Annotated in this window: 22 protein-coding genes and 9 pseudogenes; 12 read left to right on the forward strand and 19 right to left on the reverse strand. The window is 34.2% G+C overall.

The window, feature by feature from the left end; translation table 11 throughout:
• Nucleotides 1-759: 759 nt before the first annotated feature.
• Nucleotides 760-1546 (reverse strand): annotated as a pseudogene (locus O1Q06_RS00435) (IS982 family transposase).
• Between the two features lie 66 nt (nucleotides 1547-1612).
• On the opposite strand from O1Q06_RS00435, the pseudogene O1Q06_RS00440 reads away from it, so the two are divergent.
• Nucleotides 1613-2458 (forward strand): annotated as a pseudogene (locus tag O1Q06_RS00440) (IS630-like element ISWpi10 family transposase); the annotation flags it as partial.
• Between the two features lie 5 nt (nucleotides 2459-2463).
• On the opposite strand, the gene O1Q06_RS00445 reads toward O1Q06_RS00440, so the two are convergent.
• Entirely contained in the window at nucleotides 2464-3840 is a 1377-nt protein-coding gene (locus tag O1Q06_RS00445; protein ID WP_410542720.1) for an IS4 family transposase, read from the reverse strand.
• Nucleotides 3841-3909: 69 nt separating this feature from the next.
• Between O1Q06_RS00445 and O1Q06_RS00450 the strand changes: the two are divergent.
• Nucleotides 3910-4911 (forward strand): annotated as a pseudogene (locus O1Q06_RS00450) (IS630-like element ISWpi10 family transposase).
• Here the strand turns inward: O1Q06_RS00450 and O1Q06_RS00455 are convergent.
• A complete protein-coding gene (locus O1Q06_RS00455) occupies nucleotides 4874-5020 on the reverse strand; it encodes a hypothetical protein (protein WP_410542721.1) in 147 nt (48 codons plus the stop codon). The pseudogene O1Q06_RS00450 and the gene O1Q06_RS00455 sit on opposite strands and share 38 nt — an antisense overlap.
• 66 nt (nucleotides 5021-5086) lie before the next feature.
• Between O1Q06_RS00455 and O1Q06_RS00460 the strand changes: the two are divergent.
• Nucleotides 5087-5254, forward strand: a pseudogene (locus O1Q06_RS00460) (IS630 family transposase); the annotation flags it as partial.
• Here the strand turns inward: O1Q06_RS00460 and O1Q06_RS00465 are convergent.
• The 4 genes from O1Q06_RS00465 to O1Q06_RS00480 all read right to left on the reverse strand — a co-directional run bounded on the left by O1Q06_RS00465 (nucleotide 5217) and on the right by O1Q06_RS00480 (nucleotide 7662).
• Nucleotides 5217-6029 (reverse strand): ankyrin repeat domain-containing protein, encoded by an 813-nt coding sequence (locus tag O1Q06_RS00465; RefSeq protein WP_410542722.1) that lies wholly within the window; start codon nucleotides 6027-6029, stop codon nucleotides 5217-5219. The pseudogene O1Q06_RS00460 and the gene O1Q06_RS00465 overlap by 38 nt on opposite strands.
• Nucleotides 5978-6190, reverse strand: a complete 213-nt coding sequence (locus tag O1Q06_RS00470; RefSeq protein WP_410542723.1) for an ankyrin repeat domain-containing protein — start codon at nucleotides 6188-6190, stop codon at nucleotides 5978-5980. Before O1Q06_RS00470 ends, O1Q06_RS00465 begins: the two co-directional genes overlap by 52 nt.
• Nucleotides 6191-6216: 26 nt before the next feature.
• On the reverse strand, nucleotides 6217-6435 hold the full coding sequence (locus O1Q06_RS00475) for an ankyrin repeat domain-containing protein (RefSeq protein WP_410542724.1): 219 nt from the start codon (nucleotides 6433-6435) through the stop codon (nucleotides 6217-6219).
• A 78-nt stretch (nucleotides 6436-6513) separates the two neighbouring features.
• Nucleotides 6514-7662 (reverse strand): Bcr/CflA family efflux MFS transporter, encoded by a 1149-nt coding sequence (locus tag O1Q06_RS00480; RefSeq protein ID WP_410543117.1) that lies wholly within the window; start codon nucleotides 7660-7662, stop codon nucleotides 6514-6516.
• Between the two features lie 149 nt (nucleotides 7663-7811).
• Here O1Q06_RS00480 and ubiE point away from each other — a divergent pair, with 149 nt between their 5' ends.
• From ubiE to argS, 6 genes and pseudogenes are all read left to right on the forward strand, one after another.
• Nucleotides 7812-8510, forward strand: a complete 699-nt coding sequence (ubiE, locus tag O1Q06_RS00485) for a bifunctional demethylmenaquinone methyltransferase/2-methoxy-6-polyprenyl-1,4-benzoquinol methylase UbiE (protein ID WP_410542725.1) — start codon at nucleotides 7812-7814, stop codon at nucleotides 8508-8510.
• Nucleotides 8511-8684: 174 nt separating this feature from the next.
• Complete coding sequence (locus O1Q06_RS00490) at nucleotides 8685-10382, forward strand: ABC transporter ATP-binding protein (protein ID WP_410542726.1); 1698 nt, start codon at nucleotides 8685-8687, stop codon at nucleotides 10380-10382.
• Between the two features lie 200 nt (nucleotides 10383-10582).
• A pseudogene (locus O1Q06_RS00495) lies at nucleotides 10583-11450 on the forward strand (IS982 family transposase).
• Between the two features lie 16 nt (nucleotides 11451-11466).
• Nucleotides 11467-11847: pseudogene (locus O1Q06_RS00500) on the forward strand (IS630 family transposase); the annotation flags it as partial.
• 166 nt (nucleotides 11848-12013) lie between these two features.
• Nucleotides 12014-12502 carry a hypothetical protein gene (locus tag O1Q06_RS00505; protein ID WP_410542727.1) on the forward strand — a complete coding sequence of 163 codons (489 nt, stop codon included), beginning with the start codon at nucleotides 12014-12016 and terminating at the stop codon, nucleotides 12500-12502.
• A 93-nt stretch (nucleotides 12503-12595) separates the two neighbouring features.
• The gene (argS, locus tag O1Q06_RS00510; protein ID WP_410542728.1) at nucleotides 12596-14302 is read left to right on the forward strand and encodes an arginine--tRNA ligase; all 1707 of its coding nucleotides are present in this window, start codon (nucleotides 12596-12598) and stop codon (nucleotides 14300-14302) included.
• 15 nt (nucleotides 14303-14317) lie between these two features.
• Here the strand turns inward: argS and ccmA are convergent, their stop codons facing one another.
• Nucleotides 14318-14941 (reverse strand): heme ABC exporter ATP-binding protein CcmA, encoded by a 624-nt coding sequence (gene ccmA / locus O1Q06_RS00515; RefSeq protein ID WP_410542729.1) that lies wholly within the window; start codon nucleotides 14939-14941, stop codon nucleotides 14318-14320.
• A 347-nt stretch (nucleotides 14942-15288) separates the two neighbouring features.
• Nucleotides 15289-15720, reverse strand: a complete 432-nt coding sequence (locus O1Q06_RS00520; RefSeq protein WP_410542730.1) for a hypothetical protein — start codon at nucleotides 15718-15720, stop codon at nucleotides 15289-15291.
• Between the two features lie 429 nt (nucleotides 15721-16149).
• Between O1Q06_RS00520 and O1Q06_RS00525 the strand changes: the two genes are divergently transcribed.
• Entirely contained in the window at nucleotides 16150-16338 is a 189-nt protein-coding gene (locus O1Q06_RS00525; RefSeq protein ID WP_410542731.1) for a hypothetical protein, read from the forward strand.
• Here O1Q06_RS00525 and O1Q06_RS00530 read toward each other — a convergent pair.
• Nucleotides 16335-16502 (reverse strand): annotated as a pseudogene (locus O1Q06_RS00530) (IS630 family transposase); the annotation flags it as partial. The gene O1Q06_RS00525 and the pseudogene O1Q06_RS00530 sit on opposite strands and share 4 nt — an antisense overlap.
• 66 nt (nucleotides 16503-16568) lie before the next feature.
• Between O1Q06_RS00530 and O1Q06_RS00535 the strand changes: the two are divergent.
• Nucleotides 16569-18023: an IS4 family transposase gene (locus O1Q06_RS00535; RefSeq protein WP_410542423.1), complete on the forward strand. Its 1455-nt coding sequence runs from the start codon at nucleotides 16569-16571 to the stop codon at nucleotides 18021-18023.
• A gap of 5 nt (nucleotides 18024-18028) precedes the next feature.
• On the opposite strand, the pseudogene O1Q06_RS00540 reads toward O1Q06_RS00535, so the two are convergent.
• The 7 genes and pseudogenes from O1Q06_RS00540 to secG all read right to left on the reverse strand — a co-directional run.
• Nucleotides 18029-18924 (reverse strand): annotated as a pseudogene (locus O1Q06_RS00540) (IS630 family transposase); the annotation flags it as partial.
• Nucleotides 18925-18976: 52 nt separating this feature from the next.
• Nucleotides 18977-19981 (reverse strand): annotated as a pseudogene (locus tag O1Q06_RS00545) (IS630-like element ISWpi10 family transposase).
• A 51-nt stretch (nucleotides 19982-20032) separates the two neighbouring features.
• Complete coding sequence (locus tag O1Q06_RS00550; RefSeq protein WP_410542732.1) at nucleotides 20033-20470, reverse strand: nucleoside deaminase; 438 nt, start codon at nucleotides 20468-20470, stop codon at nucleotides 20033-20035.
• Between the two features lie 17 nt (nucleotides 20471-20487).
• Nucleotides 20488-20787 carry a hypothetical protein gene (locus tag O1Q06_RS00555; protein ID WP_410542733.1) on the reverse strand — a complete coding sequence of 100 codons (300 nt, stop codon included), beginning with the start codon at nucleotides 20785-20787 and terminating at the stop codon, nucleotides 20488-20490.
• 2 nt (nucleotides 20788-20789) lie between these two features.
• A protein-coding gene (locus O1Q06_RS00560; protein WP_410542236.1) for an IS630 family transposase occupies nucleotides 20790-21795 on the reverse strand; the annotation gives its coding sequence in 2 pieces (ribosomal slippage) (nucleotides 20790-21332 and nucleotides 21334-21795; 1005 coding nt in all).
• Nucleotides 21796-21927: 132 nt separating this feature from the next.
• Nucleotides 21928-23535: a CTP synthase gene (locus O1Q06_RS00565; protein ID WP_410542734.1), complete on the reverse strand. Its 1608-nt coding sequence runs from the start codon at nucleotides 23533-23535 to the stop codon at nucleotides 21928-21930.
• Entirely contained in the window at nucleotides 23535-23855 is a 321-nt protein-coding gene (gene secG / locus O1Q06_RS00570; RefSeq protein WP_213863938.1) for a preprotein translocase subunit SecG, read from the reverse strand. The genes O1Q06_RS00565 and secG overlap by 1 nt, the downstream gene beginning before the upstream one ends.
• Nucleotides 23856-23971: 116 nt before the next feature.
• Between secG and O1Q06_RS00575 the strand changes: the two genes are divergently transcribed.
• Nucleotides 23972-24496: a gamma carbonic anhydrase family protein gene (locus O1Q06_RS00575; RefSeq protein ID WP_265025079.1), complete on the forward strand. Its 525-nt coding sequence runs from the start codon at nucleotides 23972-23974 to the stop codon at nucleotides 24494-24496.
• Here O1Q06_RS00575 and O1Q06_RS00580 read toward each other — a convergent pair.
• Both O1Q06_RS00580 and O1Q06_RS00585 read right to left on the reverse strand, forming a co-directional pair.
• Nucleotides 24486-25535, reverse strand: coding sequence for a hypothetical protein (locus O1Q06_RS00580; protein ID WP_410542735.1), 1050 nt, complete (start codon nucleotides 25533-25535; stop codon nucleotides 24486-24488). The genes O1Q06_RS00575 and O1Q06_RS00580 overlap by 11 nt on opposite strands.
• Before the next feature lie 227 nt (nucleotides 25536-25762).
• Nucleotides 25763-26119 (reverse strand): hypothetical protein, encoded by a 357-nt coding sequence (locus O1Q06_RS00585; RefSeq protein WP_410542736.1) that lies wholly within the window; start codon nucleotides 26117-26119, stop codon nucleotides 25763-25765.
• Nucleotides 26120-26124: the final 5 nt, after the last annotated feature.

Below are 26124 nucleotides of genomic sequence, written 5' to 3' on the forward strand. Positions count from 1 at the left end.
AGAAAAACCGTGTTAACACTAATTCTAAAAACTACAGGCGCCTGTAGTTAGCTAAAGTAAAGGTCAAATATCTGGAATTCTGGACATAAAATCCTCCTGTATAAAAAAGATTCAGAATGTACACACAACAGATGTGGCTGAATTTTTATTGAAAAATTGGTTAAAAGGTCTGCAGACCGAGATAGATTTTGAGCTCTCTAAATATCTCTACCATCATTATAATGGCATCTTGAGTATGCGGAAGCAATTTTTTCATTAAAATAAAAAATTTTATTCTACAGCGAATAAAAAGGAGTTTGCTAATTTTCATACTGATCGGATTTCACTACTCAAACCTAGAAACTTTAATGTATCAAGGTATTTGTTCAGGGGAATGTGCAAGCCAATGCTCCCTTTTTTGTCATTCAAGTAGTCTTTTCTTGTCATTCAGGTAGCTCCTTATTGTCATCCCAGTGCTTGACACTGGGATGACATTGTCTTGAATGGGAATCGTTTCGTAATACACCAAAGGTTGTGCACCAAAAGAGCGTCATTCCAGTCTGGAATCCATTATACTCCGTAAATTTAATTGGTTTCATGACATCAACTTTTGCATTCCAGTTATGCAAGAAATCTATTATATAATATTATTATCACCCTCTTGACAGTTTGTTAGCTCCTCTCCTCCTGAGTTACTTGGTGCAATTATTTGATCAGATTCAGTTGATGGTTCATCAGATCCAAACAACCATGAAAAAAATCCACCCAAAAATGATCCTATTAAAACGCTAATTCTGGATTAAGGAAGGAAGAAAGTATAGGAAAGGAAGGCTTTTTGGATTTCAAGGAATAGGAAATGAGAGTAGAAAAGATGTGAACCAAGAAATTAACGGGAGATCTATGGCGAGTATGTTCAATTTCAAGTCTATTTTTGAGGTAGCCAAAAATCGTCTCAATGATCGACCTTTTTCTCAGCAAAATCTTTTCATGTAGTGAAATTAATGCGTTTTTCATCCCCTTTTTCACCTTGGTAACAAGTTTCAAACCGCGGTTAAACAACTCTTGGAAAAGCTCTTTTTTAATATAGCCTTTATCACCAAACAAAAGACCGGTTAATTTCTTAGTTAGGTTTGCTACAGGCTCTCTATCGTCAACATTACCTCTTGTAAGCGAAAAGCTTGAATTTCACCTTTCTCGTTAATTATCAAATGTAGTTTAAAGCCGAAAAACCAGCCATATGTACTCTTGCTTAATTTTGCAATTCCAGCAAAAACCTTATTTCTTGATATTCTTTTTGCATGGCAAACTGCAATAGGAGTTGTATCTATGTATGAGATTCCAGTAAGTTCTGACCATCCGCAAAGGCACTGTAATAGCATGGCTAAATGCCACAAAACCCTGGGCTTTAGAGCAACAAACCTAGTGTATGAAGGCAACTTCGAAAACTCTGTTTGTAGAGCAATGTTAGGTAATGCAGGTAGAAAGCCTTAAAATTTTCACAGGGAGATTGCTGATACAGGAGGATTATTGTGATAATTTCCGAATGTGTAATACCAATTCCCGCTATGTAAAGAACAGATAGACAATAATGGGAAAGAAGTGATACTAGAGTAGATAAAATAGAGAGGTATAAATGGCATTAAGGTCAAAACTGTTAGACGAAAAAGTTGTAAATTTGGCGAAAGAAATGTTAAAAAAGGTCAGAAATAACGCATATGTTTCAAAAAAGTTACAAGCGGTGATAGCAGGAAAAGAAAGTAGTATAAGCGCTGTGGCAAGAATATGTAAAATTTCAAGGACTGCTTTGACTGAATGGATAAAGCATCTAAAATTTGGAAGAGAAGAAAAATTATTTTCCCCTTCTCAGCGGCGAAGAAAAAGCAAATTAAACAAAAATCAACGTGAGCAAATTGAAATATGGGTAGAAAGAAATCCAAATATTACTATTAAGGAAGTGCAAATAAAAATCTCAGAGGAATTTGGCCTAAACATTAGCAAATCAACAGTGCATCGTGAGATACAAAGGATGAAGTTTTCTTATATAACACCGAGGCCAATTCACCATAAACAAGATAAAAACAAGCAAGAAGAGTTTAAAAAATACTTCAATAAAATAGTCAATTCCCACCCTGAAAAGGAGGTATTTTTTTGATGAATCACGATTTGGAACTCATTCAAAAATCGGACACGGATGGTTTAAAAAAGGGGTCAGAACGCAGGTTAAATGAAAATTGGTAGACAAAATTTCTATATCTACAGTGCGGTAAATCCAAGAAGTGGTAAGAAAATTAGCCTACTTGCTCCATATGTAAACACTGATTGTATGAATATATTTCTGGAGCAGATGTCGAAAGATTTAGGCACGAAAAAAGCCTTTCTTGTAATGGATTGTGCAGGCTGGCATAGATCAAAAAGTTTGAAAATTCAGAAAAACATTACCATTATATACTCGCCTCCTTATTCACCAGAACTGAATCCTCACTTTTACCCACAACTTTGAGAGGTCATTATGCGAAGCATAACCATGCTTTCCCTGAGGTTTTCATAACCACGCCATAGAGTCATAGTTCCTGGTAAATTATCACTTTTTCTATTCATAAATCCACCTAATTTTCCTAACCAAATAATAGCTTGTTTTATGTTTGGAGGTTCTTCTGGCAATTTGGCTACTTTATGCTCACGTATGTAAAGGGTTTTCCACTCTTCATTACTTAAAACCTTAGTACAAACCTCCATAGGATTCGATAAAGCGATTTTTGTTAAATATAAAATATTAAATGCAATAATGCTCTTTATAGCGATTAATTTCTCTAATCTTTCTTTTGTAGCTAAACGAGAGCTTTCTACCTTACATCCTGATTTTAAAATCCTAAAATACTCCTCGATTTTCCATCTTAGCTTATACCAATTTATCCTTTCTATAGCATCTAAAGTGCTATTAACTGGTACATTAGTCAGCAAAGTCCAATCAATAGCTTCTACTCTTTCAGGAGGATTTGTTTCTTTGGCACTTACTACATATATAGCGATTTTATCACTTATTTTATGCTCTGTATCTTTCGATCCATAAATGTAAGGAGATCTGATAGGTATATAGCCTTTCATATACCTGACTTCAATGTTAGCTTTTCTTGAGATCTGGTATTTATTTTCAGCAACATTCAAGACAATTTCCTTTTTTACAGGCAGTTGAGTTATACGTGTTTGCAAATCCGTTTTTCCCCCTTCAATACAGATGAATTTCCTATTAGTTCGGTTGCGGATTACATAAAAACTGTCCAATGATTCAACAGTCCATAAAAACTTAAAAATATCTGCTTCCCTATCACCAATAGTAACAAGCTGTACACCTTCTGCGAGGTTATTTAGGGTTTCTTTTAGTGCCGCTATCCACTTATAGCTTTCTTTCTCCTTTATAGCAGTACGGTATTTCCTGTTTGCTTTTTCTTGGGCTGTTTCTTCCCTGATAGAACGTGCCCAACACTGTTGAGAAGATAGCCCTAAAGGTAATCCGTCTTTGTTAACCATTAAGTTACTGTGCAATAACAAACCCTTTTTATATTTTGTATAGGCTTTAGAAATACTACCTAGACCCTTAGTCTTTATATGAGAGTCAAAATCCAAATAACTTGTATCTTGAACTGAAAATACCAGCTCATTTCCTTTTATCCTTTCCATAGTTTCTTTATAATGGGAAGAATAAATTTCCTTAGCTTCAAGCTTCTCATTGCTAAATAATCTGTATGCACCTTTAGCTTCTTTCCATCCTACACAGCTTTGACTAATTGACCCAGACGCCTTATTCTCTATTAAATAGCTTGTTTTAATAAGTCTTGTATTAAGTCTTATACCAATTCCCACTATGTAAAGAACAGATAGACAATAATGGGAAAGAAGTGATACTAGAGTAGATAAAATAGAGAGGTATAAATGGCATTAAGGTCAAAACTGTTAGACGAAAAAGTTGTAAATTTGGCGAAAGAAATGTTAAAAAAGGTCAGAAATAACGCATATGTTTCAAAAAAGTTACAAGCGGTGATAGCAGGAAAAGAAAGTAGTATAAGCGCTGTGGCAAGAATATGTAAAATTTCAAGGACTGCTTTGACTGAATGGATAAAGCATCTAAAATTTGGTAGAGTAGAAAAATTATTTTCCCCTTCTCAGCGGCGAAGAAAAAGCAAATTAAACAAAAATCAACGTGAGCAAATTGAAATATGGGTAGAAAGAAATCCAAATATTACTATTAAGGAAGTGCAAATAAAAATCTCAGAGGAATTTGGCCTAAACATTAGCAAATCAACAGTGCATCGTGAGATACAAAGGATGAAGTTTTCTTATATAACACCGAGGCCAATTCACCATAAACAAGATAAAAACAAGCAAGAAGAGTTTAAAAAATACTTCAATAAAATAGTCAATTCCCACCCTGAAAAGGAGGTATTTTTTTGATGAATCACGATTTGGAACTCATTCAAAAATCGGACACGGATGGTTTAAAAAAGGGGTCAGAACGCAGGTTAAATGAAAATTGGTAGACAAAATTTCTATATCTACAGTGCGGTAAATCCAAGAAGTGGTAAGAAAATTAGCCTACTTGCTCCATATGTAAACACTGATTGTATGAATATATTTCTGGAGCAGATGTCGAAAGATTTAGGCACGAAAAAAGCCTTTCTTGTAATGGATTGTGCAGGCTGGCATAGATCAAAAAGTTTGAAAATTCAGAAAAACATTACCATTATATACTCGCCTCCTTATTCACCAGAACTGAATCCTGTTGAGAGGTTGTGGCAATATATCAAACACAATACTTTACGCAACAGAGTCTACGATACCATAGGCTTACTTGAAGATGTTCTGTGTAATTTTATTGTCAGTATTTCCAGTGCTACTATTAAACGAGTTTGTAATGTTTCTTATTTGTTCGATTAGTAATGTAATTTGGTATTACATCTCCCAGATTAACATGTCTCAACTCTTTTTCTAGCCATTTATCTCCTAAGCCATCAGCACATTGTACATTTCTATTTACTTCACACATTTTTACCTCATCTTAAGTATATTTTTCTCTATCTTACTTGCTTTTTATACTTGTGGGTAAAAGTGAGAACTCAATCCTGTTGAGAGGTTGTGGCAATATATCAAACACAATACTTTACGCAACAGAGTCTACGATACCATAGGCTTACTTGAAGATGTTCTGTGTAGTTTTATTGTCAGTATTTCCAGTGCTACTATTAAACGAGTTTGTAATGTTTCTTATTTGTTCGATTAGTAATGGAATTTGGTATAACACCATTTTGTGTAAGTGTTATGTCAATAGAATGTCCATTATCAGCAGCTTCAATTTTTACATCACTTTCTTCTTCTGCACTGATCTCCTGTTGTTCTTCCTTTGGGTCTTGCTCTTGTGTAACTGGTTGGACATTACCTTCTTGTCCAGCATCTTTCTCTTGATCTCCTTCACTATCTGTCGATACTGAACTGTCATCAGTTTTTTCTGCGGCTTTTTTTAATAGAGCTTTTATTTCTTCTGTTTTAGCTAAATCAAAAGGAGTTTTTTCATCCTTGTCTTTTACATTGATATCGATTCCGTCTACTGCTAATAGAATTTTTACTATTTCTATATGACCATTTTTAGCAGCATAATGTAAAGGGGTCTCTCCATAATTATCTTTTATATTAATACTCGCTTTTTTGCCTAATAGAGTGTTTAATATCTCTATATGACCTCTTTCAGCAGCCCAATGTAAAGTAGTCTTTCCAAAACTATCTTTTTCTGAAACACTAATTTGTTCTGCTGTTAGTAGCGCTTTTACTATACCTTCACGACCACTTGCAGCAGCAAAATATAGTGCTGAAAAATACCTATCAACGTCGACTTGTTCTGCTGTTAGTAGCGCTTTTACTACACCTTCATAACCATTTTCAGCAGCCAAGCCTAGTTCCTCAGAAAGTGTTTTAATATCTATTCCTTTTGTTCTTAATAATACTTTTACTACGCCTTCATGGCCATTTCTAGCAGCAAAACGTAATGCTTGAGGATACATGCTAATATCGATTTTTCTGCTGTTAATAACACTTCTACTAAACTTTCATGACCATTTTGAGCAGCCAGCCATAAAGAAGTCATTCCACTAAAGCTTTCTACTCCATTAACATCTGCTCCTCTCTTCAATAAAATTTCTACTACATCTTCATGTCCTTCCATACCAGCAAAGAGTAGAGGAGTTATGTCTAGAAATCTACTGAATTAACATTTGCTCCTTTCTTTAATAGAATTTCTACTATCTCTTTATGGCCTTTTTCAGCAGCCCAGTGTAAAGGAGTCTTTTCATAAACGTCTTTTGCATTAACATCTGCCCCTTCGTTTATTAGATGCTTTACTTCATCAATATCACCTCTTTCAGCAGCATTAAGTAGCTTAGAATCTATATCTCTGACTGAATAATTCATTTAGCACTTCTCTATAAAATTGCATTATTATAGTAAGTTAGTTAATAATCCATGAGCTCTAGGCTGTACGAGCAATGATTATCCTTCGTGTTTTTCAGTATATTTAAGTAAACTATATATAAGAATTGCAATTATAGAACATGCAACTGTTAACAGTAAATTTGGTAAAATACTATAGTGAAAAAATTTTCCTACTATATATATTCCAATAGCTCCAAACATCATATTGCAGAATGAGAGGACTGCACTACCAAGCCCTATACCCTTGATTGCTTCTAAAGCAGAAGTTACGTTATTGCTGATTACGAGTGCAAGCCCGATATTGCTCGGAATCCAAAGAACTTGAAGAATAAGTACACTTAACTTGTTTGTGAGATAAAAATATACCAATAAACCATCCGATATCATCGGTAATACCAAACCTATTATTAACATCTTGCTCACTCCTATTTTTGGTACGTACCTTCTATTAATTAAAGTTCCAATTATGTAAAATATAACTATGATTGATATGAGATAGCCAAAATATTGTACTTCAACGCCCATTGATTCAAATATGAACGGGTAGTTAGCAATGTATGCCCAAAGCCACATGAAAGTTAATCCATGAATGGTTGAAAATCCAAGGAACCGATAATTCTTAAATATTAATATATACTGCTTGAAGATATTAATACTGGCTTTACTTTTATTTACAGTCAGCGTTTCTTGCAGCTTCAAGTAAATAAAAATGAGCATAATAATTGCGGCAAGTGATATGATAAAAAACAAAAACTTCCAACTATAACCATGTGAAATTATATAACTGCCTACCACTGGAGCTATTCCGGGTGAAAGTGCTACTACCATATTTAACTTTGAGATTACTCTTGAGTATTCACTACCTGAGTACATATCCCTGATTGCTGCATATCCGACAACGCCTGCAACACCAGCTCCTGCTCCTTGTATAAAACGGATTAATATTAAAAGTATAATATTATCAGCTATGCAACATACAATACTTGCCAAAGTAAAAATTGCCATGCCAATCAGCATTATTAGGCGCCTACCATAATAGTCTGACAGTGGCCCATAAATTAATCCAGATATTGCAACTCCTACTAAATTTAAACTGATCGTAAGCTGCGCTATATTACCTTCCACCTTAAAATAGTTGGCAATACTTGGCAATGCAACTGAGTATAAGTCTGTTGCCATATCAACAACTGCTACAGATAATATCATAATAAGAGAGATGATATTTTGTGAAAAAGCTGTCGACACTAATGATTTACTGGATTAAATATGTTTAATTGTAGTATATTTTTCTCATTAGTACATTAATTTAACTGCTAAAGTTTAAAATAATTATGTAAGCAATCTCTATATAAAATATGGATAAATCACAACTAGTTAAAGAGGTTTTCGATTCTGTAGCAAATTGCTACGACATCATGAATGATATAATGAGTTTTGGAATGCACAGGCTATGGAAGGATAAGATGGTAAATAGTGTGCATTTTAAAAAGCACTCCAAGGTTTTGGATATTGCTGGAGGAACCGGAGATATAGCTATAAGAATAGCAAGAGGGGAGCCAAGTGCTCAAGTTACAGTATGTGATATAAATCAAAACATGCTGGACAAAGGGTGTGATAAAGCTATAAATTCAAATCAGCTAAATTTCAATTGGGTATGTGCAAATGCGGAGAGTTTACCATTTGAAGATTCCGAATTTGATTATTATACAGTAGCTTTTGGTATTCGAAACTTTTCCGACCGTAAGAGGGCTTTAAGTGAAGCATATAGGGTATTGAAGCAAAATGGACAATTTGTCTGCTTGGAATTTGCCCCTATGCATTATCAAAATGAGATATTCACCAAATTTTATGACTTATACTCATTTAAAGTAATTCCTAAAATTGGCAGCATAGTTGCTAAAGATAAGGGTTCTTATGAATATCTAGTAAAAAGCATAAGAGAATTTCCAACTCAGACTAACTTTAAAATGGAAATTGAAGAGGTAGGCTTTAAGAATGTTGAGTTCCTCAATATGAGTTATGGAATAGTAGCATTACATATTGGAACAAAATGAATATTAAACTCTGGTCTATTCAGTAGTTTTTTTGCTAACTTTCTGTAATTTCGCAGCGTTTTTCCTTCAGTAGAAATCAAGCTAAAGTTTCTTGAACGTATTGTTCTAAGGAAGTACACTGTAGACTAATGCTGTAACTTTTTCCTGAAGCTAAATACTTAACTTTGAAATAAAATGCAATCTAACATTAAGCAGTTATTTTACTATATAAAACCTAGTTTACATTATTTTACCGTAGCGTTTATTGCAGTTCTATTTTCAGCTTTAACGATTCTTCTTTTTGGTAGGGGCTTAAGCAACATAATTGATTCTGGCGCAGAGCATAATTTTACTACTAATCTATTAGTTGCAATACTGATAGTTTTAGGCATCTCTCTCACTGCATTTATTCGGTTATATTTCATTGGCATTGGCAGCGAGAAAGTTATCGCAAGAATCAGATACGACTTATATAGCAGTATTACTGACTTGCAACCAAGTTTCTTTGAGAATACAGGTGTGCAATATGTTATCTCAGCACTCATTACTGATACCTCTGCATTGCAATCGATAATAAACAGCAGCTTATTGACAATATTGAGGAATTTTGTGGTACTGACTGGTAGTGTTGCAATGCTGTTATACACAAATCTACATTTAACCGCATATGCAGCTGCAATAATACCTATACTGCTCATTGTCATGACTTCACTTGGGAAAAAAGTACGCAATTATGCACGCTTTGCTCAGGATAAATTAAGTGAGCTTGCATCATTTAGTGAGGAAAATTTTAGATCTATAGTAACCATTAAATCATTTGTACTAGAAGAAAATGAAAAAACTCGTTTTCAGAAACATCTAAACTCAGTATCAAAATCATACGTAAAATTAGTACTCTTGCGTGCTATTTTAGTAACTCTAGTTATCACGTGTGTGATAGGTTCGCTAGTTATTTTGCTTTTTTTTGGAATAAAAGAAGTCTTAAGTAATAATATGACCATTGGAGAACTCTCCTCATTTGTGTTTTATTCAGCGCTTGCGGCAGGAGCTATAAATAATTTGAGCGATAATATCAGTGATTTACAACGAGGTCTTGGAATAGTAGAGCGTTTGTTTGAGTTTACGAACATGAAAAGCTCTATAGTAAATGGCGAAAATCCTATAAGAATTAATAGTATTCAAAAAGAAATTGCGTTTAACGATGTAACATTTTTTTATGCTGATAAGCCAGCATTAAATAATGTATCATTTTCTATAGAGGCAGGCCAATCAGTATCAATTGTTGGACCATCTGGCAGTGGCAAGAGCACCATTTTAAAGCTTCTGCTCCGTTTTCACGATCCAAGTGAAGGCAGTATTACTATCGATGGACAGAATATTAAGACAATTGCGCTAAATGATCTAAGATCGCTGTTTGGCTTAGTACCACAAGATCATATGATATTTTCTTGCTCAATAATGGAAAATATACTATACGGCAAACCGTGTGCTGAATATGAGGAAGTCAGGCAAGCAGCTATCAGCGCTTATGCGATGGAATTTATTGATAAGCTGCCTGATAAATTTGATACATTTGTAGGAAAAAGAGGATTAAAACTTTCTGAAGGACAAAAACAACGCATCATAATAGCAAGAGCAATACTAAAAAATCCTCAGGTTTTAATACTGGATGAAGCAACCTCTGCTCTTGATTATAAAAGTGAAAACCTAGTGCAAAAAGCACTTAGCAAGTTGATGCAAAACAGAACAACAATTATAATTACGCACAGGCTATCAACCGCACTCAAAACTGACAAGATTATAGTGATTAATTGCGGGAAAGTAGAAGAAGTAGGAACTCATGATTCTCTAATGAGTAAAGATGGGCTGTATGCAAAATTGGTGAAGATATAGTAGAAGTTGAAAGAAAATTTGAGTCATACTTGTTGGTTTTTATGCTGAATTTAGTATCTAAATTATTATTTTATTAATTATTTTAGCTTATAATAATATCATAGTATTTTTTAAACGCTAATTCTGGATTAAAAAGAGAATAGAAAAGTCAGGAGAGTAGGGTAAACTCAACAAATAGAAAAAAATAGATGAGGTTACCCATGGAAGATATAACAAAACTGTTTTGTCTGGTCGATGATTTTTGCAGAGATATAGAGAAAAATTTTGCAGATAAACTACTGCCAAACGGTAAAAACCCACAAGAGTGCCAGAAATTACACATTCGGAAATTATCACAATAATCCTCTGTATCAGCAATCTCCCTGTGAAAATTTTAAGGCTTTCTACCTGCATTACCTAACATTGCTCTACAAATCAGAGTTTTCGAAGTTGCCTTCATACACTAGGTTTGTTGCTCTAAAGCCCAGGGTTTTGTGGCATTTAGCCATGCTATTACAGTGCCTTTGCGGATGGTCAGAACTTACTGGAATCTCATACATAGATACAACTCCTATTGCAGTTTGCCATGCAAAAAGAATATCAAGAAATAAGGTTTTTGCTGGAATTGCAAAATTAAGCAAGAGTACATATGGCTGGTTTTTCGGCTTTAAACTACATTTGATAATTAACGAGAAAGGTGAAATTCAAGCTTTTACGCTTACAAGAGGTAATGTTGACGATAGAGAGCCTGTAGCAAACCTAACTAAGAAATTAACCGGTCTTTTGTTTGGTGATAAAGGCTATATTAAAAAAGAGCTTTTCCAAGAGTTGTTTAACCGCGGTTTGAAACTTGTTACCAAGGTGAAAAAGGGGATGAAAAACGCATTAATTTCACTACATGAAAAGATTTTGCTGAGAAAAAGGTCGATCATTGAGACGATTTTTGGCTACCTCAAAAATAGACTTGAAATTGAACATACTCGCCATAGATCTCCCGTTAATTTCTTGGTTCACATCTTTTCTACTCTCATTTCCTATTCCTTGAAATCCAAAAAGCCTTCCATTTCCTATACTTTCTTCCTTCCTTAATCCAGAATTAGCGTTCTATAGTGCAGTTAATCCCAGAAATGGAGAGAATTTTAGCTTATTTGCACCAAACGTCAACACTGATTGTATAAATATATTCCTTGAACAGATGTCGCAATATTTAGGAATACGAAAGGCTTTTCTCTTGATGGATTGCGCTAGTTGGCATAAGTCAAAAAATTTAAAGGCACCTAAAAATATCGAAATTATATACCTACCACCATACTCACCTGAACTCAATCCTGTTGAGAGGTTTTGGTTATATATAAAACAGAACATTTTGCGCAATAAAATCTACGATACAATTGTTCTGCTTGAATGCGCTTTGTGTAAATTTATTACCTCTCTTTCCCCTTCCACGGTTAAACAACTCTGCTATGCTTCTTATTTGGTTCATTAATAATGAGAATTGGTATTAGTACACACATTATTCTATGTTTAATTGTTTGATAAATTTATTTACTGATGGAGTTATTTTATGCTTAAAAGCGCCTATCCTCATCCAATGCCAACTAATATATGTTCTGTAAATGATATGGTAAGAGTTAATTTGTTTACAAAGTTGGATGATTGTAAAGTCAACTAAGAGTAAGTTGATTCATGATAAATGTGGTAAAGATCTTAAGTGTAAGATTGATGACAGGACTATGAATGAACTGAAAAAATGTTTTAAGTTTGAGATTAATGATAAGACTAAAAATGAACTGATAGAAAATATTAAGAATCAACTAGAAAAAGGTCTTAAGTTTGAGATTGGTGATAAGACTAAGAATGAGCTAAAAGAAAGTATTAAGAATGAACTAGAGAAAAGTCTTAAATTTGAGATTAGTGATAAGACTAAGAATGAACTGAAAGAAAGTATTAAGAATGAACTAGAAAAAGGTCTTAAGTTTGAGATTAGTGATAAGACTAAGAATGAGCTGAAAGAAAGTATTAAGGATGAACTGAAGAAAGAGAAAGAGCCTGATGGTGTTAAAGAACCTGATGCTGGTAATGATGGTAACAGCGGAGATATAGCTTTCTCTTACTATGGTTATGGCAACGACTTAATATAAACTCTGATCCAGGAAGGTAAAATAGTTAAGATAGCCCTTCAACTTCCCCAACTTATCCGTTATACTGATATAGATTCTATAGCAGTGTAGTGAATGAACATTTTCAAGCAGGTTTCCTCTCTAATTTCCAGCAAATTAAATGAATTGAAGCGAAGGGGTATCATAAATACAAGTGCAGAAAATTTTATTGTAGAACCTCCAAGCAATAGAGCACATGGTGATATCTATACAAATGTTGCTATGGTGCTTGCAAAACATAAAAAAAAGAATCCAGTTGAGATTGCAGGGATCTTAGCAGAAGAATTTAAATCTTTTGATGAAGTTGCAAAAGTGGAAATAGCAGGTCCTGGGTTCATCAATATGCACTTGAAAATGGAAGTATGGCATGGGATTTTAAAACAAATAAATGAGCTAAAAACGGAGTTTGGCACTCTCAACATTGGAAACAATCAGGCCATCAATGTTGAGTTTGTATCTGCAAATCCAACCGGTCCACTGCATATTGGTCATGCAAGAGGGGCAGTGTTTGGTGATGTTTTAGCAAATTTGCTAAAGAAAGTTGGTTGTAAGGTTACTAAGGAGTACTATATCAATGATGCTGGAGCGCAGATAGATACGCTAATTCGGTCAGTATATTTGCGGTATAAGGAAGCTCTGGGAGAGAAAATTAGCATCGAAAAAGGTTTATACCCAGGTGAATATTTAAAGCCAATAGGGAAGGGGCTAGCTAAAAAATATGGAAAGGAGCTTAGATCAGAGGAAGATAACCAGATAATTAGAGAATATACTTTAAGTTCTATCTTAGAACTCATAAAGGAAGACATGAACTTACTTGGAGTAAGTCATGATGTTTTTACTTCAGAGTATGAGCTACAAAAAAGTGGCAAAATCGAAGAGAGTATAAAGATATTATCTGACAAGGGTCTAGTGTATGAAGGATACTTGGAGAAACCAAAAGGCAAAGAAAGTGAAAATTGGACTGCCAGAAAAGAAATGTTGTTTTGCTCCACAAAATTTGGTGATGATGTGGACCGCGCACTAAAAAAAGAGGATGGTAGCTGGACTTATTTTGCCTCAGATATCGCTTATCATTTCGATAAGATATCACGTGGCTTTAACAATATGATCGTAGAGCTCGGCAGTGACCATGGCGGTTATATTAAAAGGCTTAGAGCAGTTGTCTCTGCGCTCAGTGATGATCAAGCAAAGATAGAGGTAAAACTGCATAATATTGTGAATTTCTTCGAAAATGGCAAACCTGTTAAGATGTCGAAAAGATCAGGAAATTTTCTTACAGCTAGGGATGTAGTGGAAGAGGTTGGCAGGGATATAACTCGTTTTATAATGTTAACACGCAAGAATGATATGGTCTTGGACTTTGATTTTGTTAAAGTAAAAGAACAATCAAGAGACAACCCTATTTTTTACGTGCAATATGCCCATGCTCGTGCTCACTCATTAATGCGTAATGCCCCAAAAGAGCTTCCAACAGCAGATCCTTCACTTTTAAAGACTGATGGGGAGCTCTTCCTCATAAAAACCTTAGCAAAGTGGCCAGATGTGGTAGAAATATCTGCAAGGCTTTGTGAGCCACATAGAATTACTTTCTACTTACTTGAAGTTGCAGAAGCGTTTCACGTTTTATGGGGGTATGGCAAAAGTGATTTAAACGTGCGGTTCATACTAGAAGATAACTTGAACCTCACCGCTGCAAGAATGTTTCTCGTACAAGCCTTAGCGCACGTAATCGCTTCTGGGCTTTCTATTTTTAATATAGAGCCTTTGAAAGAGATGTGTTAATTTTAAGTCCAAAAATTATACAAGAGGTCTGTTAAAATCACGTATATCGATTGTCTTGAAGTCACACAGTTGTTCCGTAGAGCTATGTCCTGTAATAATTACTATACCGTTTTGCTCAGAGCGTATTGAGATTAGATTTAATATTAATTCACACGTTGCACTGTCGAGATTACAAAATGGTTCGTCTATCAGCCAAACGTTTGCATTAGAAATTAAGAGGCGAGCAAGCGCAACTCTTCTTTTCCAACCTGCAGAAAGTTCACTATATTTGATATTAAGTACAGGTTGCAACTGTAAGCAACAAACGGCTGCCATAATTAATTCTCTAGTATTCCGTATTCTTGCCCAGAATTGTACGTTTTCACCAACTGTTGAGCTATCTTTACAGGCATTTTTATGGCCTATATAGACCATGGAAGGTATATAGGATTTTAGGTCATCATATATATCTTTTCCACAGTACATTATATTACCTGACACTGGCGGCAAAAGTCCAGATAAACTTCTGATTAAGCTGGTTTTGCCGCTACCATTTGGACCAGTGATTAAGATTTTTGATTTTGGTTCAGCTTTAAAATTGAGGTTTTTAAATAATACTTTGTTATTACGAGCACAGAATAGATTTTTACATTCAAGCATCTATTGGACCTTTAAAGAGAACTTGGAGCCTAAACACTTCAGTGTATGAACATTGGATAGCTTGCATAACAAACAGTCAGTGTTTGACATACAACTGCACGAACATTGGGTTTGTAGGTAGCAGATGGTGTCATCCCAGTGCTTGACACTGGGATCCAGGAATTTTAAGTAAGCACGCTGAGCTGGTTGGCATAAAAGTAGTTGCTTTATGTTAAAATTAATATTTTTAACTAGATTACATGAAGAGCTGGATCCCAGTGTCGAGCACTGGGATGACACCCTTATACTTGACTGACTATAACACTTAAGAAGTTTAATGCCAGAAAGCAGGTTATACAACGGATACGTCATCTGCCTTTTCCTCTATATTTACCCTTAGTTGAAGACTGAGCTTTTATAAATAGCTCCCAAAATCCTTTCTTATCACCTTCTCTGTGTATCAATTGTGCAAAATGTTTCATTAAACTATTACCCATCATAACCATCTTTGTCCATTTGCCTAACGGTTTTGCTATATCAACTATTTCTAGATCTTCTTTGTAAACTTGCATATTCTTTTGTCTCTCCCTTAGCATTTCCTGTTGTTTCATCAACTCTTTTTGCTTATTTTTTTGATACAATTCATTAAATCTTCTATTTTCTTCCCACTCTTCTTTGAGAACTTTTAGAGGGAATATAATTTTCCTAATATGATTTTTGTATATTTTTCTCAAAAAGAGAGATACTGCAATTATAGCAAGTAATATCGTGCTATATGTAATGATTTGTCCGAACGGCATTTTTATACTCAGCTTATTGGCAAGCGGTATTTACAATTATACCATAACTATAGAAATTTTATAATTTTTTTCTGGATAAAGATAGTAGACTAAAAATTTCTAAAGGACAAAAGCAACGTATTTACGTACAGGCTATCAACTACTACACTCAAAACTGACAAGTGATTAATCATTGGAGAGTAGAGGAATCACGGCTCTCTAATGAATAAAGATGGACTGTGTCAAGCTGGTGAGTAAGGTGGAAATTGAATAATTGTTGGTTATCATGCTAGATTTATAATGCGAGTTATTAAATTTTTAATCACTTTGGCTTATAATAATTTCTGAGTTAACCTGAGATTTCCTGAACTGTGGTTTCTTTTACCCATGTTGAATTCTCAGCTTTTATACTCTAATTTAATTCCAGTTTTGACTGTATAGGAGGTCACAATGTCAAACAATATCTATAGCGATCAAGTTGATAATAGTAATTTATATGCCAACAAACTTTTTTATGGTGAAGAGGGTGAGCAAGTCGAAAATCTAGGAGATCAGGTTGCGGGAAAAGAGGATGATAAATCAGAAGAAGATTTACTTCGTGACTGTAGAGATGAAACTAATACCAATTCTCATTATTAATGAACCAAATAAGAAGCATAGCAGAGTTGTTTAACCGTGGAAGGGGAAAGAGAGGTAATAAATTTACACAAAGCGCATTCAAGCAGAACAATTGTATCGTAGATTTTATTGCGTAAAATGTTCTGTTTTATATATAACCAAAACCTCTCAACAGGATTGAGTTCTCACTTTTACCCACAAGTATAAAAAGCAAGTAAGATAGAGAAAAATATACTTAAGATGAGGTAAAAATGTGTGAAGTAAATAGAAATGTACAATGTGCTGATGGCTTAGGAGATAAATGGCTAGAAAAAGAGTTGAGACATGTTAATCTGGGAGATGTAAGACTTAATACAAGACTTATTAAAACAAGCTATTTAATAGAGAATAAGGCGTCTGGGTCAATTAGTCAAAGCTGTGTAGGATGGAAAGAAGCTAAAGGTGCATACAGATTATTTAGCAATGAGAAGCTTGAAGCTAAGGAAATTTATTCTTCCCATTATAAAGAAACTATGGAAAGGATAAAAGGAAATGAGCTGGTATTTTCAGTTCAAGATACAAGTTATTTGGATTTTGACTCTCATATAAAGACTAAGGGTCTAGGTAGTATTTCTAAAGCCTATACAAAATATAAAAAGGGTTTGTTATTGCACAGTAACTTAATGGTTAACAAAGACGGATTACCTTTAGGGCTATCTTCTCAACAGTGTTGGGCACGTTCTATCAGGGAAGAAACAGCCCAAGAAAAAGCAAACAGGAAATACCGTACTGCTATAAAGGAGAAAGAAAGCTATAAGTGGATAGCGGCACTAAAAGAAACCCTAAATAACCTCGCAGAAGGTGTACAGCTTGTTACTATTGGTGATAGGGAAGCAGATATTTTTAAGTTTTTATGGACTGTTGAATCATTGGACAGTTTTTATGTAATCCGCAACCGAACTAATAGGAAATTCATCTGTATTGAAGGGGGAAAAACGGATTTGCAAACACGTATAACTCAACTGCCTGTAAAAAAGGAAATTGTCTTGAATGTTGCTGAAAATAAATACCAGATCTCAAGAAAAGCTAACATTGAAGTCAGGTATATGAAAGGCTATATACCTATCAGATCTCCTTACATTTATGGATCGAAAGATACAGAGCATAAAATAAGTGATAAAATCGCTATATATGTAGTAAGTGCCAAAGAAACAAATCCTCCTGAAAGAGTAGAAGCTATTGATTGGACTTTGCTGACTAATGTACCAGTTAATAGCACTTTAGATGCTATAGAAAGGATAAATTGGTATAAGCTAAGATGGAAAATCGAGGAGTATTTTAGGATTTTAAAATCAGGATGTAAGGTAGAAAGCTCTCGTTTAGCTACAAAAGAAAGATTAGAGAAATTAATCGCTATAAAGAGCATTATTGCATTTAATATTTTATATTTAACAAAAATCGCTTTATCGAATCCTATGGAGGTTTGTACTAAGGTTTTAAGTAATGAAGAGTGGAAAACCCTTTACATACGTGAGCATAAAGTAGCCAAATTGCCAGAAGAACCTCCAAACATAAAACAAGCTATTATTTGGTTAGGAAAATTAGGTGGATTTATGAATAGAAAAAGTGATAATTTACCAGGAACTATGACTCTATGGCGTGGTTATGAAAACCTCAGGGAAAGCATGGTTATGCTTCGCATAATGACCTCTCAAAGTTGTGGGTAAAAGTGAGGATTGAGTTCAGGTGAGTATGGTGGTAGGTATATAATTTCGATATTTTTAGGTGCCTTTAAATTTTTTGACTTATGCCAACTAGCGCAATCCATCAAGAGAAAAGCCTTTCGTATTCCTAAATATTGCGACATCTGTTCAAGGAATATATTTATACAATCAGTGTTGACGTTTGGTGCAAATAAGCTAAAATTCTCTCCATTTCTGGGATTAACTGTACTATAGAGATAAAAATTTTCCCTACCTAATTTTACCTTAACCTGTGTCCTACTGCCTTTTTTAAACCACCCATGTCCAACTTTTGAATGTGTACCAAACCGTGATTCATCGAAGAAAAATAGCTCTTTTTCAGAATGCATGACAATAGTTTCATTGAGTTTTTTTTTTAAACTCCTCTTGCTTGTTTTTATCTTGTCCACTATGAACTGGTCTTGGTGTGATATATGAGAATTTCATTCTTTGCATATTACGATGTATTGCGGATTTGCTGATATTCAAACCAAATCTTTCTTGGATTCTTATTCTCATTTCTCTAATAGTAATATTGGGGTTTTCCTCTATCCACAACTCAATTCGTTCAAGTTGACTTTGGTTCAATATAGTTTTTCTACGGCGTTGAGGTGGAGCAAATAATTTTTCTTCTCTTCCAAATTTTATGTGCTTTATCCATGTAGTAATTGCCTTTCTCGAAATGCAACATATTTTTGCTACAGCTGTTATACTGTGCTTTTTTGCTGCAATTACAGCATTTAGTTTTTTTTGCAACATACGCATTATTTCTTACTCTCTTCAGCATCTCTTTTGCTGATTTCACCACTTTTTCATCCAATAATTTTGATCTTAATGCCCATCTAAACCTCGCTATTTTACTTACTTCAGTATGGCTTTTTTCCATTATTTTCTATTCGTTGCTTGTATAGCGGGAATTGGTATAATACCAAATTCCATTACCAATCGAACAAATAAGAAACATTACAAACTCGTTTAATAGTAGCACTGGAAATACTGACAATAAAATTACACAGAACATCTTCAAGTAAGCCTATGGTATCGTAGACTCTGTTGCGTAAAGTATTGTGTTTGATATATTGCCACAACCTCTCAACAGGATTCAGTTCTGGTGAATAAGGAGGCAAGTATATAATGGTAATGTTTTTCTGAATTTTCAAACTTTTTGATCTATGCCAGCCTGCACAATCCATTACAAGAAAGGCTTTTTTCGTGCCTAAATCTTTCGACATCTGCTCCAGAAATATATTCATACAATCAGTGTTTACATATGGAGCAAGTAGGCTAATTTTCTTACCACTTCTTGGATTTACCGCACTGTAGATATAGAAATTTTGTCTACCAATTTTCATTTAACCTGCGTTCTGACCCCTTTTTTAAACCATCCGTGTCCGATTTTTGAATGAGTTCCAAATCGTGATTCATCAAAAAAATACCTCCTTTTCAGGGTGGGAATTGACTATTTTATTGAAGTATTTTTTAAACTCTTCTTGCTTGTTTTTATCTTGTTTATGGTGAATTGGCCTCGGTGTTATATAAGAAAACTTCATCCTTTGTATCTCACGATGCACTGTTGATTTGCTAATGTTTAGGCCAAATTCCTCTGAGATTTTTATTTGCACTTCCTTAATAGTAATATTTGGATTTCTTTCTACCCATATTTCAATTTGCTCACGTTGATTTTTGTTTAATTTGCTTTTTCTTCGCCGCTGAGAAGGGGAAAATAATTTTTCTTCTCTTCCAAATTTTAGATGCTTTATCCATTCAGTCAAAGCAGTCCTTGAAATTTTACATATTCTTGCCACAGCGCTTATACTACTTTCTTTTCCTGCTATCACCGCTTGTAACTTTTTTGAAACATATGCGTTATTTCTGACCTTTTTTAACATTTCTTTCGCCAAATTTACAACTTTTTCGTCTAACAGTTTTGACCTTAATGCCATTTATACCTCTCTATTTTATCTACTCTAGTATCACTTCTTTCCCATTATTGTCTATCTGTTCTTTACATAGTGGGAATTGGTATAAGTTCTCAATTTCTCAAAGAAATCTTTTAATAAAAGAGAACATTTTGTTTCTAATATTCCACCATAAACTTCAGGTATGTGGTTACAGAATTGAAATATTCTAGTGCCGTTTTCAACTCCTCCACCTTTGGGATTGTAAGCCCCGAAGTACAGACGTTTAATTTTTGCAAAAGAGATAGCTTGAGCGCACATCGGGCACGGCTCTAACGTTACGTACATTTCAGCTTCATAAAGCGTGGAAGTTGAAAATGCTTTTCTAATTGTTAACATTTCTGCATGTGCAGTTGGATCATTAGATATATTGTGTGCAGAGGAGATGATATTGTTTCCATTAACTATTACAGCACCTATTGGCACTTCGCTATCTTTCTGAGCAAGTTTTGCTTGCTCTATGGCAAGTTCCATGTATTGGTACTTAAACATTAGGTGCTTGGGTAAATATAATTTTCTTTTCTTGGCTTTTCTATTTTTTCTAGGTTATAGAATTCACTAAGGACTATTGTCCTTTTTACAAGGCTATCTATTTCTCGCTTTAAATATTTTTTTATTTCTTCTACCGATTTTAGTTCGTTTATAGCTACAACTACTTCTTCCATTATATCCTCTATAATTTGATCCTCCTCTAATTTATATATTATTTGTTCTACATGCCTATTCAATTCCTCGAAGGTCGCAGATCCATATGTAATGCTATCTTTACTATTTCTTATACCAATTCTCATTATTAATGAACCAAATAAGAAGCATAGCAGAGTTGTTTAACCGTGGAAGGGGAAAGAGAGGTAATAAATTTACACAAAGCGCATTCAAGCAGAACAATTGTATCGTAGATTTTATTGCGTAAAATGTTCTGTTTTATATATAACCAAAACCTCTCAACAGGATTGAGTTCAGGTGAGTATGGTGGTAGGTATATAATTTCGATATTTTTAGGTGCCTTTAAATTTTTTGACTTATGCCAACTAGCGCAATCCATCAAGAGAAAAGCCTTTCGTATTCCTAAATATTGCGACATCTGTTCAAGGAATATATTTATACAATCAGTGTTGACGTTTGGTGCAAATAAGCTAAAATTCTCTCCATTTCTGGGATTAACTGCACTATAGAGATAAAAATTTTCCCTACCTAATTTTACCTTAACCTGTGTCCTACTGCCTTTTTTAAACCACCCATGTCCAACTTTTGAATGTGTACCAAACCGTGATTCATCGAAGAAAAATAGCTCTTTTTCAGAATGCATGACAATAGTTTCATTGAGTTTTTTTTTTAAACTCCTCTTGCTTGTTTTTATCTTGTCCACTATGAACTGGTCTTGGTGTGATATATGAGAATTTCATTCTTTGCATATTACGATGTATTGCGGATTTGCTGATATTCAAACCAAATCTTTCTTGGATTCTTATTCTCATTTCTCTAATAGTAATATTGGGGTTTTCCTCTATCCACAACTCAATTCGTTCAAGTTGACTTTGGTTCAATATAGTTTTTCTACGGCGTTGAGGTGGAGCAAATAATTTTTCTTCTCTTCCAAATTTTATGTGCTTTATCCATGTAGTAATTGCCTTTCTCGAAATGCAACATATTTTTGCTACAGCTGTTATACTGTGCTTTTTTGCTGCAATTACAGCATTTAGTTTTTTTGCAACATACGCATTATTTCTTACTCTCTTCAGCATCTCTTTTGCTGATTTCACCACTTTTTCATCCAATAATTTTGATCTTAATGCCATCTAAACCTCGCTATTTTACTTACTTCAGTATGGCTTTTTTTTCCATTATTTTCTATTCGTTGCTTGTATAGCGGGAATTGGTATTAGTAACATTTTTTACCTCTCTATTAGAATATAGTTTATTCAGTTCTATTAAACTCTATTGTCAATAGCTACCTTAATAAATGATGTAAAGAGAGGATGAGGAGAAAATGGTCTTGATTGAAATTCTGGATGAAATTGCACACCAATAAACCATGAGTGATTTTTTAGTTCCACTGCCTCTATGCATGTTTTATCTTCTGATATACCACTGCATATCATTCCATTCTCTTCTAAGTTATTTTTATAATCTAAATTAACTATATATCTGTGTCTGTGTCTTTCTGAAATAGTGACACTACTATACACATTTGCCATTTTTGAATTTGGACTTACATTACACGTGTATGTTCCAAGTCTCATGGTTCCACCAAGATCAACGTTCTTACCATCAGCGAGCTTGATGATTGGGTGTTTGCAAGTATAAAATTCTTCAGAGTGCACATCTTCAAGCTTAATAACGTTACGAGCAAATTCAATCACTGCAAGCTGCATACCAAGACATATTCCTAAAAAAGGAATGTTATTTACACGGGCATAGTTTATTGCTAATATTTTACCTTCTATTCCATTATCACCAAATCCTCCTGGAACAAGGATTGAATTAGAGCTTTGTAATTTTTCTCTGATAAACTTTGCATCTATAGATTTTCCATTCTCTTCTCTTGAGTTGACCCAATTTATCTTCACTCTAGCTTTATTACTAATTGCACCATGGTTTAATGCTTCAATCAGTGATTTATATGCGTCAGGAAATTCAGTATATTTTCCTACTATGGAAACGATAACTTCTTGTGTTGGATGTTTCATAGAGTGTACTATTTGGTCCCATTCAGGTAAGCTTGGTTTTGGCTTACTTAAGTGAAAGTGATCCAAAATTTGTGTCCCGAGCCCACATTGATTATACAAGGACGGTAACTCGTATATATGGTTTACATCAGGAGCAGGTATTACGTTAGATAAAGAAACATTGCAAAGATTGGCTATCTTTTCTTTTTGATTATCGGAAATTTCTTTTTCACTGCGACATAATATAATATCTGGTTGTAACCCCGCAGAGTTTAACTCTCGAACTGAATGCTGTGTCGGTTTTGTCTTTAATTCTTGTGCTGCAGTGAGATATGGTATTAAAGTTAAGTGAATAAGGATAACTTTTTGCTTTCCTAGTTTATAATTAACTTGGCGTATAGCTTCCAAAAACGGTTGGCTTTCAATATCACCTACGGTTCCGCCTATTTCGCATATTACAAAATCTAAATCTTCTGTACCATTAAAAATGAAAGATTTGATTAAATCTGTCACATGAGGAATGATTTGCACAGTTTTGCCTAGATAATCACCACACCTTTCCTTCTTTAATAATTTATTATATACTTTACCAGTTGTTATATTGTCGTCCTTGGTTGCTTTAATTTTAGTAAAACGCTCGTAATGTCCAAGGTCTAAATCAGTTTCAGCACCATCCTCAGTAACAAATACTTCCCCGTGCTGAGCTGGGCTCATTGTTCCAGGATCAATGTTGAGATATGGGTCAAGCTTTCTGATGCGAACATTGAATCCATGAGCTTGAAGAAGTGCTCCCACACTTGAAGCAACTAAACCCTTACCAAGTGATGAAACAACTCCACCTGTAACAAAGATAAACTTGGTTTCTTTCATTAATTTTCAAATGGAACAGAAGTTGATTGGCCTTCTTGCTTCTTTTCTGATATAATCTTCTCTGCAATTGATTTTTTATGTACATCTTTTGAACATAATCCTGATAGTAACAGTGTATTTATAATGAACAATCCAGCAACTATAGAAGTTATTCTACTGAGTGGATTTTCAGAAGACTTTACCGGAATTATTGAATTCATTTGCTGTTGTGAATTACTAAAGCCACTTAATGAACTACTTCCAGGTGGCTGCAGGAGTACTAAAATTACCAATACAACAACTAATATTATTTGAAGTACACTAAGTACTGTTACTGACATTATTAATAGAGCTAAAAATAAAGATTTTAGGAGCATAAGGATCATAAGTCAAGAATATCTTTACCCGAGTAACTTGACTACTGGAATCCAAGTATGTATTAAACCTTATTTAAATTATGAGCTATCACATTTTAAAATACAAAGATTATGAACCAAAAATGGATGAAAGTTCTTTTATCGCAGATGGTGTGCGTATCATAGGTAACGTTGAAATAGGAAGGAATGCGAGTATCTGGTTTAATTGTGTGATCAGAGGAGATGTTGGATCAATCAAAATAGGCGATGGAACGAATATTCAAGATGGCACTGTAATTCATGTAGATAGAAACCCAGGTGGTGATACGATTATTGGTAGTATGGTGACGGTAGGACATTTTTGCGTATTACACGCATGCACGGTGCATGATAAAGCATTTATTGGTATGGGCTCTATCATAATGGATCATGCGATTGTGGAGTCTGGAGCTATGGTAGCTGCTGGCTCACTGGTGACACATGGAAAAGTGATAAAAAGTGGTGAAATATGGGCTGGCAGGCCAGCAAAAATCTTCAAAAAGATGTCAAGTGAAGAGATAAAATATATTACACAATCTGCACAAAATTATATTACGCTAATGAAAGAATATAAGCCTATATGCTAGATTGAGAAATCTTCAGCCCTGATGCACACTCTACGTCAACTACTTCAAAAGCTTCTTCAACTATAGAATGCTTATCAATATAAGGCTCAATCACTTCTTCAACTCTTGATTGCTTATCAATATGTTGATTAATAAAACTACCTCTGACTAAAACATCCTTTATTGGCCAGTTTGTTTCTATTGGAGTACCTGATAATTTAGCTGCAAATTTTATCGGTGCTGACGTTAGAAAAAGAGATATAGTATTATTTGAATTAAGATAGAAGTTTACATGATCTTTACAATCTTTTAGATTTATATCTCCCGGAAAATCTGATATTTGAGATTGTATATTTGCTTTTATGAAGTTCATCCGGCCGAATTTTTCAGTAAGTATCCCTACCTCTTTTGGAACTTCTAATGGGATGATAATATCATTGCTAATTCCATTTTTTTCTTGAGAAAGAAGTTCAGTGTATGCTCCTTTTTTTCTGTGTTTCTCAAAATACTTAGGAAAATACATATTAAGGTATTCAGAGTGTAGCTCTATACGATTTTTCTGGTCATCCTCTAGAGTAAATGTATATTTACCACCATTTTGCTTAAGCTCGCACAATTTAAATTTACTAAGGTCAGAGTCTGGAAATGGCTTTTCAATTTCAAAAGCAAGTGTAAGAGTGTGCGTTGTGTGATCAAATTCATTTTTTTCTTGTAGACCATCTTGTAGACTATAGTACTTATTTTTTTCATATTCCTTTTTTTCTCTATTAGCATTAACTTCCTGTTCATTAAAACTTTCAACAGCATAAAAAAATTCTTCTTCATCTAGCTCTTCTCCTGTTAGAGCATCCTCAAACACATCCTGTTCATCCTCTAAATCAATCTCATTACCTTTCGTTTCTATTTTATTCTCTATACTTATTTTTTTTGTATGGTCATTTCCATTGCTAGCAGTTGTTTGATGATGTGTATCGTTAGTTTGAAAAAAGCTCTTTACTTTTGATATTACGCTAATCCATAAAAGTCTGACTTGATTAAGTAGCCATTTAAAACTCTTCATTGTTTTACCTCAACCTAATTAATAAAAATTGTAGCAGAATAAATTAAATATGTCAATAATATACACAAATTGTACTAACTGGGAATTAGTGGCAGCACTTAACATCTGTGTAAATTTTGACATAGGCATTTTCTGCATTTTAACCAAATCAGTAAGGAGGACACCATTAATATTCTCCTTTTAGAAGCAACTTGAATAAAACTGATAAAATTTGAATTAAAGTGTGATTAGGAAAGTGAGTGATGAGAACTCTTTATTTGGACTTCTTTTGATTCATCTATTTTAGTATTAGGTCTTAGTGCTTCATATATAGCACCACCAGCTACGAGTGCAGATGCTGTAGCTATGCCAATTATTGCTAATATACTTAGTCTAGTTGTATGTTCAAGTATAGTACTTGCTACCAGCCCAACAGCAAGACCAATAACAGCAGTGTACAACATTCTAGGATTATTTGAATTAGGCATATAGCTCACTAACTCTCTGCAACACTTTTCTGATTCCTTCTTTATGTCCTCGAGCTTATTTAGATCTTCTTTTTCTATTTTAGCATTTAATTCTAGTTTCTTACATAATTCTTGCATTTCTT

This window comes from Wolbachia endosymbiont of Tetranychus urticae (genome assembly GCF_046529255.1).
Classification (GTDB): Bacteria; Pseudomonadota; Alphaproteobacteria; order Rickettsiales; family Anaplasmataceae; genus Wolbachia.